Source organism: Gemmatimonadaceae bacterium, from assembly GCA_020852815.1.
Classification (GTDB): Bacteria; Gemmatimonadota; Gemmatimonadetes; order Gemmatimonadales; family Gemmatimonadaceae; genus SCN-70-22.
Window position 1 is genome coordinate 215,825 of sequence record JADZAN010000024.1, and the last position, 16,839, is coordinate 232,663.

A 16,839-nucleotide genomic window follows, 5' to 3' on the forward strand; every position below is an offset into this window, starting at 1 on the left:
CCTACACCCCCGTCCGCGTCCACCGCGTATTGGTCGGATCGCACTCCTCCGGCCGTACCGGGCGCATGAAGGTATCGACCGTCAGGTACAACACCTTCGAGAACGGATAGAGGATGATCGGCGTGACCGCCATGCCGCCCACCGCGCCATAGGTGATGTAGTCCCAGTTGATGTCGGGCCACATGGCGACGATCGCCGTCCCCATCCCCACCGCAAACAGGAACTCGGCGGTGATGAGGTTGAAGAACATCGCCCCGGTGAAGTAGGAGTCGCTGCTGCGTTCGAAGCGGAAATGACAGTGTGCGCAGCGCTCGTGGATCTTTCCCCAGGAGATGAGGACGGGGGCCTGGCCGCAGTGCGGGCAGCGCAGGCGCACGGCGCGACCAAGCAGCGTGAGGAACTGCGTGAGCGTGCGCTCGGAGACGGGCTGAGTCTGCGGACGCGGGGCGGATGGCGGCACGGGAGAGGGCGACATCGCGATGATTGCGGCCTTACGCCACGGACTCTTCTATCGGAACACGGATGTCGCGGCAGATCTGGCGCGGGAGTGACGGAGCGATATCGCAGCCACTGTGGACGGGGACCGTCGTGACGCGACCGTCATCATGTCGGAACTGCTTGTGAGAACCCCGCTGCCGGACCTCGACGAAGCCGAGGCGCTCGAGACGAGCCATGACCTCACGCGGCTTGAGGACGGGAATTGAACTCACGTAAACCGCGCTACGCGACCAGGATGGTTTGCGTGCCGACGAACTCCGCCTCGAGCGGGGGCTCGCCGTCTTCGAGCAGCATGGCGATGACTTCCCGCAGGTTGGAGTGCAGTTCGTCGAGGGTGTCGCCCTGGCTGTGGGCGCCCGGAAAGCCAGGGACGTACCCGACGAAGACGTGGGTCTCAGGATCGCGCTCGATGACGGCAGTGTAGGTGCGCATGAGAACCGAACTGAAAGAGGTTTTCCCTAAACGAGCAAGCGCTCGGGGGCCACTCGGCGATCACCTCCCCAATCTATAGCAGAACCCCGTCCGGCATCCGAAGCGGCGTCTGTGGGACGACAAGGCTACAGGTGGTTTCAGAACCGGTAGCCGCAGCGCCGGCGCAGTGCGCCCGCAACGTCGCGGCCACCGGATCTGGAACCACTTCGAGGCTGGGCGCAGCGTTCTTCCGGGACGCCCGATCCGCCACTACGGCGGGCCCACCCTAGTTCGGCAGCACCCCCACCGCAATGTGACTCGGCGCCCTCGGCCCGGAGTGAATGGTGTGCACCTGCGACTTGAAGTCGCTCGCCCTGGCCTCGAAGATGTTGGGGACGAAGGTCTGCGGGTTGCGGTCGTACAGCGGGAACCAGGTGCTTTGCACCTGCACCATGATGCGGTGCCCCGCCTGGAAGCGATACACCTGCTGGTGCAGGTCGACGGTGAACGGCGTTACGGCGTTAGGCATGATGGCCCGCGGCACGCTGAAGCTCCGGTAGTAGCGCCCGCGCATGATGTCGCCCGCTACCATCAGTTGGTAGCCGCCGAGTTTGGGGTCGCTGCCGACCGAGTCCGGATAGACGTCGATGAGCTTCACCACCCAGTCGGCGTCGCTCCCGGTCGTGCTGGCAAAGAGGTGCGCCGTCACGTCGCCGGCAATGACGACGTCACGATCGAGCACCGCGCTCTCCCAGCTCAACACGTCGGGGCGGTTGTGCACGAAGCGCTGGTCCTCGACGAGCCACTGCCGCCAGCGCGTCCCGTCGACCGGGCGCGCGATGTAGGGGACGGGGTGACGCGGGTCGCTGGAGTACGAGTTCTTCCCCGCAACCTTGGGTGCGTCGAACGAGAGCGTGCCGTCACCGTGGAGATAGAGCTTCGATGCCTTCGCCTCACGCGGCGGCCATGCGTCGAAGGTGCGCCACGTGTTCCCTTGCACCTCGTACAGGTACGCCTCCTTGAACGGCGCCGTCCCGTCGCCATGCAGGTAGTTGAAGAACCAAGGGCGCTCGATGTTGGCGCGATAATACAGTCCCACGTCGCTCCCGAACTTCATTGGGCCGAAGGTGTCGGTCTCGCGACCGGACCACCCGCCGTGGAACCAGGGACCAAGGACGATGTGGTTCCAGCGCCGCGTGGTGTCGGCCTTCTCGAGGGTGCGATACGCCTCCTGCGGACCGAAGACATCCTCCTGGTCCCAGTAGCCGCCGACGTTGAGCACGGCCACGTTAGGCACGGTCCACACCTTCTGCATCGCCTTGGCCTGCCAGTAGGCGTCCCACGCCGGGTGCGCCTTGAAGCCGCGCCACGAGGCGAGCGTGTCGATCCCGTTCCGCGCGCCGAGTTCCTTGAGCGTGAGGAACTGGAGATACCAGTCGTAGCGATCGTAGCGGTTGATCCTGAGCGGCGACGGAAGGTTGCGCGGCCACTCCATCGCCGTGGCGTACTCGACGCCGAACGACTGACGGAACGCCCCCTGGTGGAAGAAGTCATCCCCCATCCAGGTGTCGGTCATCGGCGCCTGCGGCGAGACGGCCTTGAGCGCGGGATGATTGGAGAGCGCCGCAACGCCGGCCAGCCACCCTGGATACGAGACCCCCATGACGCCGACGCGCCCATTGTTGCTGGCGATGTTCTTCACCAGCCAGTCGATGGTGTCGTAGGTGTCGGTCACCTCGTCGACGCCGTTAGGCTCCTTCACCGGGTCGTGCAGGGCCCCGTTCATGATGAAGCGCCCTTGGGACCTCCCCGTCCCGCGCGCATCCTGGAAGACGAAGGTGTAGCCGTCCTTCGCCAACTCGGCGTACGCCGTGGGGATCGGGCCGGGGCGCAGGTTCTGGGAAACGCCGTACGGGGTGCGCACCAGCATGATGGGGAGTGCCTTGCTGGGCGACTTTGGGGCGACGACCACGGCGTACAGCGCGGCGCCGTCGCGCACGGTAATGCGAACGTCGTGTCGATCGAGGTCGTCGCCGGCAGGAGACTGGGCGGCGAGTGGAGCGCCGAGCGTGGCGGCGAGGAGCGCTGCGGCGACGAGTGCGCGAAGGGAGACGAAGCGCGCGGGAGCGATGCGGGAGTTCATGGTCGGGGCAGAAAGGTCACCCCCAAGATACGCCCCATCGCCCGCTTCGCTGCGTCGGTAGTGGGGCGCGAGCGGCGCGCCGGCCCGTGCGGGAAGTCCGCGTCGAGGCCGACTACGGCCGCATCCGCTCGTACGTCGCGATTCTCATCGCCGTCGGCTTTCCGTGCCCGTCGTCGCCTATGCAGGCCACGGCGATCGTGTTGCCATCGGGAGAGAGGATGTTGGTGAGCCGTTGCGTGACGACACCATCCTTGGAGTTGATGGTCTCGTTGATCTGCGCCTCGACGCGTTGCACTGCCGTGTGCGTCTGTCCAGCGTTGCTGCTGACGGAATCTGACCTGCCGCCGAAGTCGGTGACGAAGACGTTCGCCTACGACTGGCGCACGCACACTTGCTGCAATTTCCGCAGGAGTGAGCGTGCTGCTGGGCGCAGGACAGGGAGGTCGCGAAGGTACCGTTTCGAGACGTTCGCGGGGTCGGGGAAGCTGCTCTGGCTGAAGACGGAAGCCCGGGCCAGCAGCATCGCGCCGTCCTTGGACGGTGATACGCGAAAGCTGATGAGGTCGATCTCGATTTCCTCACCCACCTCCATCTCGCGTCGCCCTCGTACGCTGCTCCTCGTCATGTCTCGCGGGCCGATGTAGTAGCCCTCCGACATGACCTGTCCCTGCACGCACTGGAGTACCATCTCGACGCGCTCTGCCTCAATCGGAACCCCTGCATCGCCCCGAGCGGCCGTGGCGCACCCCCCAACGATGAACGAAAGCCCCGCCACGCACCCCACGTTGCGCAATTGCACCTGGGACCTCTCCGAGAAGGACACGTGAGATACCCCACGACACTCGTCGGTTCCCCGTCCGCCCTTCTACCGCCCCCCCACCGCCGCCAGCAGATACGTAAGGTTCGCCGTCCCATCCATGATCGGCTCATTCGTCGAGTAGTCGCCGTAGTCATCGTGGTAGACGATGAAGCCGGTGTTGAACGGCGCGTACTCGTCCGGCTCGAGCAGCCGGATGTACATCAGGTTCTGGAAGATGGAGCGATACACTGGGCCATCGAGGAGCCCGCCCGTCAGCCGCACCTTGAGAGCGCGCGCGATGTCGGAGTGCGGATCGCGTGCATAACGACCGTCGTCGGGGATGCCGACGACCATGGAGACGCCCCATGGGTTGGTGCCGAAGAGCCAGTCGAGCGCCGCCTGTTCATAGGGGCGAAAGCGCGTGTCGCCGCTCATCTGGCGGAAGAGCATGGCCTGCGTGGCAAACGAGGCCATGAGGTTGTTGGAGCACCAGATGAAGGGAATCCCGACGCGGAAGCCGTTGCCGGCGCGCGCGACGACGGCTTCGAGCCCACGGCGATAGTAGTCGATCATCGCCTGGCGATCGGCGCCGCGGCTCACGCGCCACAGCTCGTGGTGCCCGCTGTTGAACCACGGGTACCATTGGTAGTGGCGCGCGGTGTCGGCTCCCATCCACGGGGTAACAGGCTCTTTCGCCGCATACGCGAGGCCGTCGCGCAGGTAGCGCGCGTCGCGCGTGAGGGCAAAGAGCTGCGACGCCCCCAGCTCCATGTCGTCGACCCAGTTGTCCTCTTCGTAGAAGTATGGCGCGCGCCCCGGCGCGGTCTGGCAGGCGCCGGGAAACTCGACGCCGAGGGCGTAGGCCGCCGCCGCCTTGCGCGCGAGCGTGTCGGCGAAGGTGGAGTCACGCTCGCGGAGCAGCTGCGCGCCTAACGCCATTGCCGCGGCAACCTTGCCGGCGGTGGAGGCGTAGCCGGTCGCCCGGTTCTTGTACTTGAAGAGCCCCTGTGGTTGTCCGGTGCACGGATACAGCGCGCGCTCCTTCCCCTTCCCCCAGCCGTAGTCCGACGAGTCGGTGGTGGGGAGATCGTTGAAGGTGTGGTCGCGGTCGTCGCCGAGCTGGTTGTACAGCTCCCGATCGTTTGGGAACATCGCCACCAGCCATTGCAGCCCGTGGCGCGCCTCGTCGAGGATGTCGCGCACGCCGTTGGCCCCGCGGTCGCCGTTGGCTGCGAAGGCATCGCCGAAGGCGCGCCGGTAGTCGCGCGCCGCCTTGAGCATGACGAAGGTGGCGTTGGCCGAGGTGGTCACGTACTGCAGGTAGTCCGAGGCGTCGGCCCACCCGCCGGAGACGGGGACGAAGTCGCCAGCGCGCGGTGAGTCGCCGACGACGATCCCGTCGCGCTGGTGCACCCTGGCCTTGAAGAACGGGTTGTAGCCGGAGCGCTGCTGCCGCATGTAGACGAGGAGCGAGTCGGCGGCGGCGCGATACGCGGCGCGCCCGATGCGCACGGTCACAGGTTCGAGCGCGCCGGCACTGAGGCGATAGGCTCCCTCGCGCGTGAGGCGCGACAAGTCGAGGTGCCAGGTCTGCGCGCAGGCGGCGAACGGCTCACTCACCCTCGCACGGCCCCGCAGCACGACGCGCGCGTTCGCATCGCGCAGCTCGAAGGCGTCGAGCGCCACGGGCTGAAGTGCGCAGACCACGGCGACCTTGGGGGCGTCGGGGGCGTAGCCGAGCTGGTTGACGCGGATGAAGGCGCTGTCGGCGATGCCACCCGCCAGCAGCAACGCCGCGCCCTGTGCGACGAAAGCCGTGATCATGGCAACGAGTCCAGCACGCGCCGCTGCCCGAACGGCTCGATGGCAAAGGCGACCGCGCGCCCCTTCCCGGCCACCGCCCCGCGCACCGTGGCCAGCGCACTGTAGTACTCCAGGTAGGGGAACCCCGACGTCTTCCCGTGCACGAACTCGTAGCGCGCCACCGCATCGCGCCACCGCTCGAAGGCATCGCTCACGGCGACGTAGACAAACGGGATGAAGCCCGCCGCATCCTCCCAGTTGTCGGCGTACCACACAGCGCGCACGCCGCGCCACGCCGGATGGTCGGTGACCACGCCGGCCAGCGAGGCGAGGAGGACGGCGTCGCGCACCACCGCGCTCGCCGTGATGTGGTCCTTGTGCATCCCGTCCTTCCAGTGCGTGAAGACGTGCGTGGGACGCACCTCGCGGATCTGATCGGCGACCCAGCGGCGCGTGGCATCATCGTTGGGAAGCTCGCCGTCGCGATAAGGGGCGAATCGCACCTCGGCGCCTAACGCCTGCGCCACCGCCAGTGCCTCGCGCCGCTTCTGTTCGCCGTACGCGGCCGGCGTGAGCGCCGGGTTCCCTCCTTCCCCCAGCGTGAGGTGGAGGAGGACGACGCGATCGCCGCGAGCGCGCGCACCGGCCAGCACGGCGCCGGTGGTGAGCTCCATGTCGCCGGCGTGCGCGCCGATGGCCAGGATGGTACGTGCAGGCGCGGCACTCGCCGCGGCCTGCGCATGCGTTCCCCCGGGGAGTGCGATGGCTGCAAGAAGCAGTAACCGCGTGATGCGCGCGCGGCGCGCGATTCGTGCGACCACGTACGGTTCGAGCATCGGTGGCGGAGTGAAGGGATGGTCCCCTCCAACCTAACCGCCGAACGGCGCGCGGGGCGATGGTCTCGCCGACCCAACCCCACAGAACATAGCTCGACACGGAGGCTCACGGAGGTTTCACGGAGGCGCACGAAGGCAATCTGCGCTTTCGTGAACTCCTCCGTGCACGCCTAGTACCGCGACGACTCGACGGCGACATCCGCCAGCCGCATCGCCTTGGCCAGACGCCGCTCCACCGACTCGGCGTCGCCGCCGCGTCCCTGTGCGCGCAGCGCCAGCGCGAGCCCGCGCAACGACCAGACGTTCTCCGGAGATCGGCGCAGGTCGGCGCGATACGCCTGCTCGGCGTCACGCGCCTTCCCGGCCGTCAGCAGCGCCTTCCCTAACGAGTGACGTATCGGGTAGTACCACGTGGGCGGTTCCATGTAGCCGAGCCGGTCCTCGAGCACTGCCGCCCGTGAGAAGGCATCGATGGCCGTCGAGGGATCGCCGTGACGCAGCGCCATCTCGCCTTCCACGGCGAGCGCGGCAATGTCGAGCACCGTGCGCGCCTCGCCCGGCTCGAGCGACTGCGCCACGCTGCGCACGGAATCGACCGTCGCACGCGCCTCGGCCAGGCGATGCGTGGCGGCAAAGGCCACGCCGCGCGCGTACCAGGTGAGCGCGGTGGCGATCCGCAGATCGGTGGGAGGGAGCGGTGTGCGCAGCACGTCATCCCAACGACCAAAGGTTACCAGCGTCTGCACCGGTACAGCGAGCATCGGTTGAAGCGCCGGGACGGAACGTGCCGCGTCGTGCGCGACGAGCGCCACCGTGTGCTTGCTGGCTTCGATCGCGACCTGCGACGCACCGGCCATGGACGCGGCCAGCACCAGGAAGTGGTGATTGTGCGAGCGATACGCGGCGGTGTAGAACGCGGCGTCACTCGTGTGTGGGCCATCGAAGTAGCCATCGTCCGCATGCACGGCGCGACGGTTGGCCTCGATGGCATCGGCCCAACGCCCTACCCTGATGTATATGTGCGCCGGCATGTGGACGATGTGGCCGGCACCGGGCATGCTCGCGGCCAGGCGCTCGGCGCAGGCGACGGCTCGCTCGGGTTGCGCTGCCTCGAGGGCGTGGATCTGGAAGTGACAGAGCCCCGGGTGCTGTGGGGCGCTTCGGAGTCCTCGCTCCAGCCAGCGCAGAATGCGCGACGTTCCGGGACGCGGGCGGCCGTCGCGCGTCCAGTAGCTCCACGGCGCGAGCGTCATCTGCGCCTCGGCCGCGAGCGCCTGCGCGTCCGGATCGTTAGGGGTCGCGTCGGCCAGGCGCCCCATGGCGAGCGCATACGCACTGTCGCGCGCCGCGCGACCCAACGAGGTGCTGCCGAGGTAGCGCGCCGCCAGGGCGTTGACCCACATCCGCTCCTCGGCATCCACCGGGGCGCGACGCACCATTGCCACGGCACGCTGCGTGGCGGCGATTGCCTGCTGCTCGCTCTGCGCATCCATGGGGGCGTTGATGTTTGGGCCCAGCGCCGCGGCTTCGCCCCACACGCACATCACGCAACGTGGGTCGAGCCGTTGCGCTTCGCGAAACGCCCGCAGCGCCTCCTTGTGGTTGAAGGCGTAGTACAGGCGAAGCCCCTGGTCAAAGTACCGCTGGGCGAGCGGGAGGCGCGTGTCGATACGACGACGCCAATTGCCGAGCCTCGTCATGAGGGGGACGCTCCCCGGCGCGGTCTCCACGGCAGCCGCGACGGCGCTCTCTCCAGTGGCGGAATGCGTGTGCTGTGCGCCGAGTGGTGTGTCCGATGGCCACACCGACAACATGGCGGAAGCGACCACGACCACGACCGGCGTGCGGAAGGTGCCGGCGCATGGGACGAATTTCGTGCGATGCATGGACGTCATGGCTCTGCCGGAGGTGGGGGTGGCATCGACGCCACAGGGTGGCTTCTCGTGTGCACCCCCGATACGTTCTGGCTTGCGCAGCGCGCGGCATGTTCACGACAGCGCGCTCGCGCGCGATCACGAGGCAGAGGAATGAGTCAGACCGACGCGACGGAGATCACGCGTCTGCTCGCCGCCCTGCGAGGTGGCGATGCCCACGCAGGCGAGCGGATCTTTCCGTTGGTGTACGACGAGCTGCGGCGAGTGGCGGGACGCATCCTGTCGGGCGAGCGCGCCGATCACACCTTCAATCCCACAGACCTGGTGCACGAGGCGTGGCTTCGCCTCGGGCTTGGCGCGGGCAGCGGCGTCGCGGTGCCCGCTGCAGACCGGTCGCACTTTGTGGGGATCACGGTGCGAGCGATGCGGCAGGTGCTGATCGACCACGCGCGCCGACGCGGAGCCAACAAGCGCGGTGCAGGGGCGGTGCGCGTCACGCTCGGCGACAGCGTGGGGGCAAACCGCTCGTCGCCCGAGGAGTTGCTGGCGCTGTTTGATGCGATGGAACGACTGGGCGAGGTGGAGATGCGCCTGCGCCAGGTGGTGGAGTATCGCTACCTGGGCGGGCTCACCGAGGAGGAGACGGCCGAGGCCCTCGGCGTCACGACACGCACCGTGCAGCGCGACTGGGTCAAGGCGCGCGCGTGGTTGTATCGCCAGCTCTACGCCGACCAGGAAGTGCGATGAGCGACACGCAGCGCGCGCGCCGCGCCCTGTCGCTGTTCGACGCCGCCCTCGAGGTGCCGGCCGAGGCGCGCGAGGCGTGGGTCGCGCGCGAGTGCGCGGGCGACGCGGCCTTGCTGCGCGAGGTGCTGGGCCTGCTCGATGCGGCGCACCGCTCGGACGGGATCCTCGAGACCAATCCGGTGCTGGGGATGGAGGGCGGGTTGGCGGAGTCGTTAGGTGCGGCGCTCGACGGGCGCTACACCATCGAGCGCGAGATCGGGCGCGGCGGGATGGCGACGGTCTTCCTGGCGCACGAACGCAAGCACGACCGCGACGTCGTGATCAAGGTCCTCGATCCCGCCATCGCGCACCTGTTTGGCGCCGAGCGCTTCCTGCGCGAGGTGCGCATCGCGGCAACGCTGGCGCACCCGCACATCGTCCCGCTCATCGACTCGGGGGAGGCCGATGGCTTCCTCTACTACGTGATGCCGTGGATGGAGGGCGAGACGTTACGCGAGCGGATGCGCCACGCCCCGCTGGCGCCTGACGAGGCCCGGGCCATCCTGCGCGACGTGGCGGGCGCCCTGGCCTTCGCGCACGAGTCGGGGATCATCCATCGCGACCTCAAGCCGGAAAACGTCCTCCTCACCGCCGGTCACGCGTACCTCCTCGACTTCGGGATCGCCAAGCTGCTCGACGAGGCGCCGGGTGCGCTGTCCATCACGTCGCCGGGCTTGCCGTTAGGCACCCGCCGCTACATGGCCCCCGAGCAGGCCGTTGGTGCCGCCGACGTGGATGCACGCGCCGACGTCTTCGCGTGGGGGATCCTGGGGGTCGAGACGCTGACCGGGATCGCCGTCCCGCCGGTGGGTGCGTCGGCGGCAGCGTCGCGCCTGCTGGCGACGCGCCCCGACATCCCCGTGCCGCTGGCGGCGCTGCTGCAGTCTTGCCTCTCCGAACAGTCGGTGCGCCGTCCGGACAGCATGGCGGAAGTGGTGCAGCGCCTCGACGCCATCTGGTCCGAGCGACCGGCGCCGGGCGAGCCGACACCGGGTGCGCGCGCGGGCGCGCGCAGGAAGCTGTGGACAGTTGGAGTGATCGGCGCGGTGATCATCGTCGCCGTAGTGGCGGCCTGGCAGCGCGATCGCACACCCGTGGATGAGGGTCCCATCGCCCAGCCGGTCGCCGTGTCCGTCCTGCAGAACGAGACTGGCGACAGCACGCTCGACGTGCTGGGCCGCTTCGCCGGCGACTGGGTCACGGAGGGGCTGCAACGCGTTGGTGCGGTGCGCGTGGTGCCGTGGAGCGACGCGCGCCATGCGTCGGAACGTGCCCGGGCCGCCGGTATGCCGCTGGTGTCGTCGCTGCAGGACGAGCTGCGTGCGGGCACCGTCGTCACCGGCTCCATCTATCGCCGGCGCGACTCGCTCCACTTCCACGCGCAGCTCATCGACTCGCGCTCGGGGCGCGTGGTGGTCTCGCTCCCGCCGGTCATCGTCCCGATCGACAGCAACGAGGCGGGGATCTCGCAACTGCGCGACCGCGTGATGGGTGCGGTGGCATCGATGCGCGATGAGCGGGTCGCGGCGCTCCCCGGCTTCGCCAGCTCGCCGCCGTCGTTCCCCGCCTATCAGGCGTTCGACGTTGGCTTCGACCACTTCCTGGGGCAGCGTTATGCAGAGGCGCTGACGTCGTTCCGTGAGGCGTTCGGGCGCGACACGACCTTCACGCTCGCCCTCCTCATGGGGGCGCGCGCCGCCTGGAACAGCGATCTCTTTGCGGTGGCCGAGTCGCTGGTGGCGCGCGCGCGTGGGCAGAAACGCGACCTCGGCGTCTACCACGAGTCGTCGCTGCGCTTCCTCGAGGCGCTGCTCGCCGGCGACGGGGCGGCCGCGCGCGTGGCGATCCAGCGCGCCGCCTCCACCACGGCCAACGCGCGGGCCAACTTCGACTACGCCGCCTCGTTGCTCAACAGCGGCCAGGCGCGCGAGGCCCGTGCATTGCTGCTGGCGATGAACCCGGACCGCGGCGAGTTGCGTGGATGGAGTTCGTATTGGACGCAGCGCGCGCATGCTGCGTATCTGTTGGGCGAGCACGGCGAGGCGCTGCAGGCGGCGCGCGAGATGGCACGACGCTATCCCGACCGTCGCGTGGCGCAGGTGCTGCAAGCGCGCGCCCTGGCTTCGGCGGCGGCGCTGCGCCAGCTCGACTCGTCGCTGACGGCGTGGGACTCGCTCCCCGCCGACGTCTACTGGTCGCAAGGGGCGGCGATGATCGTGGCCGGCGAGGAGCTGATGCGGCGCGGACGTACCGCCGATGGCGAAGCGCACGCGCGGCGCGGCGTGACATGGCTGACGAACCGGCTCGTGGCGCTCCCCACCAATCGCGGGCATCGCTACTGGATCGGCTCGGGGCTGTACGACCTTGGTCGCTACGCCGAGGCGCGCCCGTACTTCGAGGGGTTGGCGAAGGAGTTTCCGGAGCGCCTGAGCTTCCGCGGGATGGCGGCGCTCTCCGCCGCGCGCACGGGAGATCGCGCGGCGGCGGCACGTTGGCTGGCGACGCCACCTCCACGTGAGCGCGGGGCGCTCCTGCTCTACGAGGCGCGGCTGGCGGCGATCGACGGCGATGGCGAGCGCGCCATCACCTTGCTCACCGATGCGCTCGAGGCAGGGGTCGACGGCTTCCCATGGGTCCCGGGGCTCGCCTTCCGCGAGTTCGAGCCGCTCGAGCGCACGGCGCGCGGTCGCGCCATACTCGGCGCCCGTTAGGCAGGCAGCGCGTTAGGCACGCAAGGCGTGGATGCTAGCGAGCGGCGCGCGCGCGACGGAAGCGCCCGTACGCCAGCCCGCCGCGTGCCACGAAGAAGACGGCGAAGGCCACGTCGAGGGCGCGCGTTCCCGTGAGCGGCGGCGAGTCGGTGAGGAGGACGCGACCGCCAACGAAGAGGCCGAGGACGCACATGAGCGCAGCGATGACGAGCCCTGCGCGCGCGGCGCTCGAGGCGCTTACTGGTGAGGAGGGGGGCGGCGGTGCGTGTGGATCGGTCATGCGTTGCTCCGGCGTTGGCGTGCGGCGAGGCGTTGCAGCCGGCGGAGCATGGGCACGGTGACGCGGTCATCGCCCCGACCGGCCGCCTCCTTGGAGCGAATTACATCGCTCAGCGAGGCGACCGTCACCGTCACGTCTCCCAGCGCGACGGACAGCGCCTTTTGCCGCAGGTCGTCGTAGCCCGCCGTTCCCGTGGGTTGAAAGAGGAGGTCGAGCCCGCCGTGGCGAGTCTCGAATCGGTGGAGCGCGGCGCGCGCCAACCCGCTCGCCGAGAGGTCGGGCGTCCAGGCACGCGGATCATGGTGGCCGCGCGCGACCGCGCCGACTTCCGATAACGCGAGCGCCAGCCGTCGCAGGTTGTCGCTTCCGCCTTCGGGGGCGATGTCGACGTCGGTGGTGAGCATCGGTGCCCCGTGCAGCACGGCGGCCAATCCGCCCACGAGGACGTAGCGGACGCGATGGCGCTCCAGCGCCGAGAGCAACTCGAGCGGCGCGAAGTGCTCCGGCACATCCGAGGCCCCCGTCGCGTCCGACGCCAAGTCACCCCCTTCATATGGTAGGGCGGCGAGGAGATGCTCCAGCCGCGCCAGGTAGGTGTCGGCGCTCCGGTCGGCGAGAAGCTGGTCATCGGAGTCGCGCACCGGGGTGAGCGAGACCGCCACCTCGAGCCCGCAGCACTCGACCAGCTCGCTCAGTTTTTCGAGCGACGGGAGCGATCGCCCCGACTCCCACCGCGCGACCGCCGACTGCGTCGTGCTCGCGCGTTCGGCGAGCTCGGCCTGGGTAATGCCAGCGCGCCGGCGCGCTTCGCGAATGAGGTGGTGACTGAGCATTCCATTACATAGCGAATGCGGTATTCCCGAGCAAGCGAAGGTTTTCCGCGGGCGCTTCTGCTTCGGCGCTGTTCCTGGCGAAGGTCACGAGCCCTTACCCCGGAGTTCACGGAGGGGGAGCGCACGGCGCCGAGGTCCACCCCGAATCGGGCGTTGCTGCCTCGTCCACAGCAGCTCTCGTCCTTGAAAACAAGGAAGCTCCGTCGCGCTACCCCCCCACCCCGATTCGGGGTGGACCTCTCCGCAGCGCTTCCCCTCCGCGTTCTCCGTGTCAAAAGCTCCTCAGAGACGAGCACCGCAACGGGTACCCGTGTCGCGCACCCGTGCAGATTCGCACCTCCGCCGACCCGAAAGCGCTCGAAGTCCCACAAAGACCATCGGCACCCCAAGGCTCTCCTCCGTGCCCCTCCGTGCGTCCTCCGTTCCCCTCCGTGTCAAAGCTTCTACAACGCGAACCTCGCCCCTCCGCCGTCACCAGCCCCCGCACGCCAGCCCACCGAAACTTCCCCGCTCCCCTCGCGTATCGAGGAGACTCCTCGTAAGCTTCCTAGAAACCCTAGGGGAACCACGGTGCAGCCCGAATCGCTCGAACTCCTGCGCGGTACCCTCGACCTCCTGATCCTCCGCGCAATCCAGGTCGACCCCACCCACGGCTACGGCGTCCTCCGCTGGATCGAGCGCGCCACCGGCGACGAGCTCAAGATCGAGGAAGGCTCCCTCTACCCGGCCCTCTACCGCCTGCAGAAGCGTGGGTGGATCACCTCAGAATGGGGGCTCTCGGAGAACAACCGGCGCGCGCGGTTCTACGCGCTCACCCCCGTCGGGCGCGCCCAGCTCGCGGTAGAGGTCGATGAATTCACGCGCTTCGCCCGCGCGATCTTTCGCGCCCTCGACGTGACGCCGACGCTCGCGGCCGGGGGGACGGCATGAAGCCCGATCGCGGTCGTCGCTACCTGCGCTTCCTCGGCGCCCGTCCGGAGGCCGATGTGGAGGACGAGATCGCCTTCCACCTGGAGATGCGCGAGCGCGAACTCGTCGAGCGCGGCATGGCGCCGGCCGAGGCGCGCCATGAGGCGCAGCGGCGCTTTGGAGACCGCGCGCGCGTGGAGGCGCAGATGCGTCACCTGGAGCGGCAGCGCACGCGCGGCGAGGCCAGGCGCGCCGGCTGGCAAACGCTGGGGAGCGACGTGGCCTTCGTGGTGCGCACGCTCGTGCGGCAACCGGTCTTTGCCCTCTCGGTGATCCTCACGCTCGGCCTCTCGATCGGCGCCAACGCCTCGATCTTCTCCGCCGTCAACACCTTCCTCCTCAAGCCGCTGGCGGTGCGCTCACCGGAGCGCCTCACAGTCGTTGCGGCTGCCGAGAAGTCGAACGGGATGATCAACAGCGTCGCCTATCCCACGTACCGCGAGGTGCGACAGCTCCCGGTCATCGAGGATGCGGTGGCATGGATGGGGGTCGAGGCGGCGTTGCGCACGGATGGCGAGCCGCTGCGCGGCTTCATCCTCGCCGCCAGCGACAACTACTTCACGGCGCTCGGCGTGCAGGCAGCGCTGGGGCGCGTCTTCACACCGGCCGAGGCGGCGGCACGCACGCCGGTCATCGCCATCACCGACACCTATTGGGAGCGTGCCTTCGGTCGCGACCCCGGGGTCGTCGGCCGGACGATTCGGATCAACGAGACGCCGTTCACGATCGTCGGCGTCCTTCCCAGGAGCTTCCGCGGGACGCAGCCGCTCGTCGCCATCGACGCCGTGATCCCGGTGGAGTCGACCGTGGCGTTCGACCCGCCGATGCAGCGGAACCTCGAGTCGATGGGGTGGACCGCGTTCCGCATCCTCGCCTACACCAAGCCCGGCGTCACCATGTCCGCCGCGCGCACCGCGCTCGGGCAGCTCGGCGACGACCTCAGGCGTCGCTTCCCCGCGGAATTCGCCGACTATCGCCTGGTGATGGAGCGTGAGATTCGAACACGCCCCGAGTATGCCGTGTCGCGCTTCACGCCGTGGATTGCCGGCGTGTTCTATGGCATGGTGGTGCTGGCGCTCCTGGTGGCGTGCGCGAACGTCGCCAACCTCCTGCTGGTGCGCGCGACCGTGCGCCGCGGAGAGATCGCGATCCGTTCGGCGTTAGGCGCGTCGCCGGGGCGCGTGGTGCGCCTTCTGCTGACGGAGAGCGTGCTGCTGGGGGCGGCGTCGCTTGCGGTTGCCTATGTGCTGGCGCGTTTCTGCATCGGGTGGCTCACCGCGCTTCCTGTGGCGATCGACGTCCCGGTCAACTTCGGGCTCGAGCTCGACGGTCGAGTCTTTGCCTACACGGCGGCGATCTCGCTCCTGGCCGGTGTGCTCTCCGGGCTGGCGCCGGCGCTGCTCGGGGCGCGCTCGCAGGTGGCGGAGGTGCTGCGTGATGGTGGGCGTGGCGGGAGCGCCGGTCCCGGGCGCGCGCGCATGCGCTCGGCGCTCGTGGTGGCCCAGGTCGCGGTGTCGTTCATCCTCCTCGTGTGCGGAGGGCTCTTCATCCGCTCGGCGCGCAACGCCAGCAGGATCGACCTCGGTTTCACGCGGGAGCGCGTCCTCCTGGCGCAGGTCGATCTCTCGCTGCACCGCATCGACGAGAAGGAGTCCCGCCAGTTGCAAGACCGCTTCATCGAGACCGTGGGGGCACTTCCCGGGGTGGAGCGCGTGGCGCTGGGGACCTTTCTCCCCATGTCGGGGAACTTCAACTATACGCCGCTTGCCCTCTCGCTCGACGACCAGTCGCCGCAGGCGCCTAACGGGTACTTCGGCTCGGCCATCGCGTCGGTGACGCCGGGCTACATCACCGTGCTCGGCATGAAGCTCCTCGCGGGGCGCGACTTCACCCCGCAGGACGATTCGCTCGCCCCGGGCGCGCTGATCGTGAACCAGGCGCTGGTCGACGCCCTCTGGCCGGGAAAGGACGCGATCGGGCGCAAGCTGCGCATCGACAAGGATGGTCCGTGGGTGGAGGTAGTGGGCGTGGTGGCGACGTCCACCGTCGTACTGCTGGGAGAGTCGCCACGGGCGATGGTCTTTCGACCGCTGCGCCAGAGCCCGTCGCGCCAGACGTCCTTCCTCATCAAGTCGCGTGGCCCGGACCCGGCCGCGATCATCCCCGACGTGCGGCGCGCCATCGCCTCGGTGGACCCCCGCATCCTGCTGTACGGGACGCGGACGATGGCCAACCATCTCGACCAGGGGATTGCCCTCTTCTTCGTGAACATGGGTGCGACGCTGGCGACGGCGATCGGCATCCTCGGCTTGCTGCAGACTATCGTTGGACTGTACGGCGTGCTGTCGTACTCCGTCGCGCAGCGCAACAAGGAGTTCGGGATCCGGATGGCGTTGGGCGCGCGCGCCGCCCTCGTGCTGCGTGACGTGCTGTGGCAGAGCGCGCGCCTGGTCGTGGTCGGGCTGGGGATCGGCGGCATCGTCGCCCTCATCGTGACGCGCATGATGGGGAACGTGCTGGTCGGCGTCTCGCCGACCGACGCGCTCGCGTACGGTGGGGCGCTGGTAGTCGTCACGGTCCTGGCGCTGGCCTCGTCGTATCTCCCCGCGTGGCGTGCGTCGCAGGTGGCGCCGGCGGTGGTAGTGCGCGGCGACTAGCTAATTCATGCTGACGCGTCCAGGTGATGCGCCCTTACACCGCTGTAATGGGGGCGCAAGGCTACCTCACGTCGCGCTGATGCACCGGCGCCGGGCCGAACAGTGGTACGTCGCATCGAACTCAACGTCAACTTCATCCGACGTATGCCACTGGTGTGTCGCCCGCGCGTGGCCCGCCCACTCTTGAGCTCGGTCTGGCGGGTTCGACGGACCCTTGGAACACTTCTGTTGAGCAGTTG

At 68.9% G+C, this 16,839-nt stretch carries 15 protein-coding genes; 4 read left to right on the plus strand and 11 right to left on the minus strand.

The genetic code is table 11. From position 1 onward, the window contains the following. Window position 1: 1 nt before the first annotated feature. From IT359_14180 to IT359_14220, 9 genes are all read right to left on the minus strand, one after another. Window positions 2-460, minus strand: a complete 459-nt coding sequence (locus tag IT359_14180; GenBank protein MCC6930128.1) for a DUF983 domain-containing protein — start codon at window positions 458-460, stop codon at window positions 2-4. 31 nt (window positions 461-491) lie between these two features. Continuing rightward, a complete protein-coding gene (locus IT359_14185) occupies window positions 492-674 on the minus strand; it encodes a type II toxin-antitoxin system HicA family toxin (protein ID MCC6930129.1) in 183 nt (60 codons plus the stop codon). 46 nt (window positions 675-720) lie between these two features. After that, on the minus strand, window positions 721-930 hold the full coding sequence (locus IT359_14190; GenBank protein ID MCC6930130.1) for a type II toxin-antitoxin system HicB family antitoxin: 210 nt from the start codon (window positions 928-930) through the stop codon (window positions 721-723). A 265-nt stretch (window positions 931-1,195) separates the two neighbouring features. Next, window positions 1,196-3,052, minus strand: coding sequence for a CocE/NonD family hydrolase (locus tag IT359_14195; GenBank protein ID MCC6930131.1), 1,857 nt, complete (start codon window positions 3,050-3,052; stop codon window positions 1,196-1,198). A gap of 112 nt (window positions 3,053-3,164) precedes the next feature. Then, window positions 3,165-3,347 carry a hypothetical protein gene (locus IT359_14200; protein MCC6930132.1) on the minus strand — a complete coding sequence of 61 codons (183 nt, stop codon included), beginning with the start codon at window positions 3,345-3,347 and terminating at the stop codon, window positions 3,165-3,167. A gap of 75 nt (window positions 3,348-3,422) precedes the next feature. Next, on the minus strand, window positions 3,423-3,740 hold the full coding sequence (locus IT359_14205; GenBank protein ID MCC6930133.1) for a hypothetical protein: 318 nt from the start codon (window positions 3,738-3,740) through the stop codon (window positions 3,423-3,425). Window positions 3,741-3,917: 177 nt separating this feature from the next. Beyond that, complete coding sequence (locus IT359_14210; protein ID MCC6930134.1) at window positions 3,918-5,675, minus strand: glycoside hydrolase family 9 protein; 1,758 nt, start codon at window positions 5,673-5,675, stop codon at window positions 3,918-3,920. Further along, on the minus strand, window positions 5,672-6,490 hold the full coding sequence (locus IT359_14215; protein ID MCC6930135.1) for a PIG-L family deacetylase: 819 nt from the start codon (window positions 6,488-6,490) through the stop codon (window positions 5,672-5,674). The genes IT359_14210 and IT359_14215 overlap by 4 nt, the downstream gene beginning before the upstream one ends. 170 nt (window positions 6,491-6,660) lie before the next feature. Continuing rightward, window positions 6,661-8,376, minus strand: coding sequence for a hypothetical protein (locus IT359_14220; GenBank protein ID MCC6930136.1), 1,716 nt, complete (start codon window positions 8,374-8,376; stop codon window positions 6,661-6,663). A gap of 141 nt (window positions 8,377-8,517) precedes the next feature. Between IT359_14220 and IT359_14225 the strand changes: the two genes are divergently transcribed. Together IT359_14225 and IT359_14230 are read left to right on the plus strand one after the other, a co-directional pair. Beyond that, the gene (locus tag IT359_14225; protein MCC6930137.1) at window positions 8,518-9,111 is read left to right on the plus strand and encodes a sigma-70 family RNA polymerase sigma factor; all 594 of its coding nucleotides are present in this window, start codon (window positions 8,518-8,520) and stop codon (window positions 9,109-9,111) included. Next, the gene (locus tag IT359_14230) at window positions 9,108-11,861 is read left to right on the plus strand and encodes a protein kinase (GenBank protein ID MCC6930138.1); all 2,754 of its coding nucleotides are present in this window, start codon (window positions 9,108-9,110) and stop codon (window positions 11,859-11,861) included. The genes IT359_14225 and IT359_14230 overlap by 4 nt, the downstream gene beginning before the upstream one ends. 34 nt (window positions 11,862-11,895) lie before the next feature. On the opposite strand, the gene IT359_14235 is transcribed toward IT359_14230, so the two are convergent. Continuing rightward, on the minus strand, window positions 11,896-12,141 hold the full coding sequence (locus tag IT359_14235) for a hypothetical protein (GenBank protein ID MCC6930139.1): 246 nt from the start codon (window positions 12,139-12,141) through the stop codon (window positions 11,896-11,898). Then, on the minus strand, window positions 12,138-12,974 hold the full coding sequence (locus tag IT359_14240; GenBank protein ID MCC6930140.1) for a helix-turn-helix transcriptional regulator: 837 nt from the start codon (window positions 12,972-12,974) through the stop codon (window positions 12,138-12,140). Before IT359_14240 ends, IT359_14235 begins: the two co-directional genes overlap by 4 nt. 570 nt (window positions 12,975-13,544) lie before the next feature. Here IT359_14240 and IT359_14245 point away from each other — a divergent pair. Together IT359_14245 and IT359_14250 are read left to right on the plus strand one after the other, a co-directional pair. Further along, window positions 13,545-13,904, plus strand: coding sequence for a PadR family transcriptional regulator (locus tag IT359_14245; GenBank protein MCC6930141.1), 360 nt, complete (start codon window positions 13,545-13,547; stop codon window positions 13,902-13,904). Then, complete coding sequence (locus IT359_14250; protein ID MCC6930142.1) at window positions 13,901-16,600, plus strand: ABC transporter permease; 2,700 nt, start codon at window positions 13,901-13,903, stop codon at window positions 16,598-16,600. The genes IT359_14245 and IT359_14250 overlap by 4 nt, the downstream gene beginning before the upstream one ends. Window positions 16,601-16,839 lie beyond the last annotated feature (239 nt).

What these genes read in the sequence shown, in the direction of transcription:
- IT359_14185 (MCC6930129.1), bottom strand. Translation starts at nt 674, where the DNA reads ATGGCTCGTCTCGAGCGCCTCGGCTTCGTCGAGGTCCGGCAGCGGGGT.
- IT359_14190 (MCC6930130.1), bottom strand. Translation starts at nt 930, where the DNA reads ATGCGCACCTACACTGCCGTCATCGAGCGCGATCCTGAGACCCACGTC.
- IT359_14195 (MCC6930131.1), bottom strand. Translation starts at nt 3,052, where the DNA reads ATGAACTCCCGCATCGCTCCCGCGCGCTTCGTCTCCCTTCGCGCACTC.
- IT359_14205 (MCC6930133.1), bottom strand. Translation starts at nt 3,740, where the DNA reads ATGGTACTCCAGTGCGTGCAGGGACAGGTCATGTCGGAGGGCTACTAC.
- IT359_14210 (MCC6930134.1), bottom strand. Translation starts at nt 5,675, where the DNA reads ATGATCACGGCTTTCGTCGCACAGGGCGCGGCGTTGCTGCTGGCGGGT.
- IT359_14215 (MCC6930135.1), bottom strand. Translation starts at nt 6,490, where the DNA reads ATGCTCGAACCGTACGTGGTCGCACGAATCGCGCGCCGCGCGCGCATC.
- IT359_14220 (MCC6930136.1), bottom strand. Translation starts at nt 8,376, where the DNA reads ATGCATCGCACGAAATTCGTCCCATGCGCCGGCACCTTCCGCACGCCG.
- IT359_14225 (MCC6930137.1), top strand. Translation starts at nt 8,518, where the DNA reads ATGAGTCAGACCGACGCGACGGAGATCACGCGTCTGCTCGCCGCCCTG.
- IT359_14230 (MCC6930138.1), top strand. Translation starts at nt 9,108, where the DNA reads ATGAGCGACACGCAGCGCGCGCGCCGCGCCCTGTCGCTGTTCGACGCC.
- IT359_14235 (MCC6930139.1), bottom strand. Translation starts at nt 12,141, where the DNA reads ATGACCGATCCACACGCACCGCCGCCCCCCTCCTCACCAGTAAGCGCC.
- IT359_14240 (MCC6930140.1), bottom strand. Translation starts at nt 12,974, where the DNA reads ATGCTCAGTCACCACCTCATTCGCGAAGCGCGCCGGCGCGCTGGCATT.
- IT359_14250 (MCC6930142.1), top strand. Translation starts at nt 13,901, where the DNA reads ATGAAGCCCGATCGCGGTCGTCGCTACCTGCGCTTCCTCGGCGCCCGT.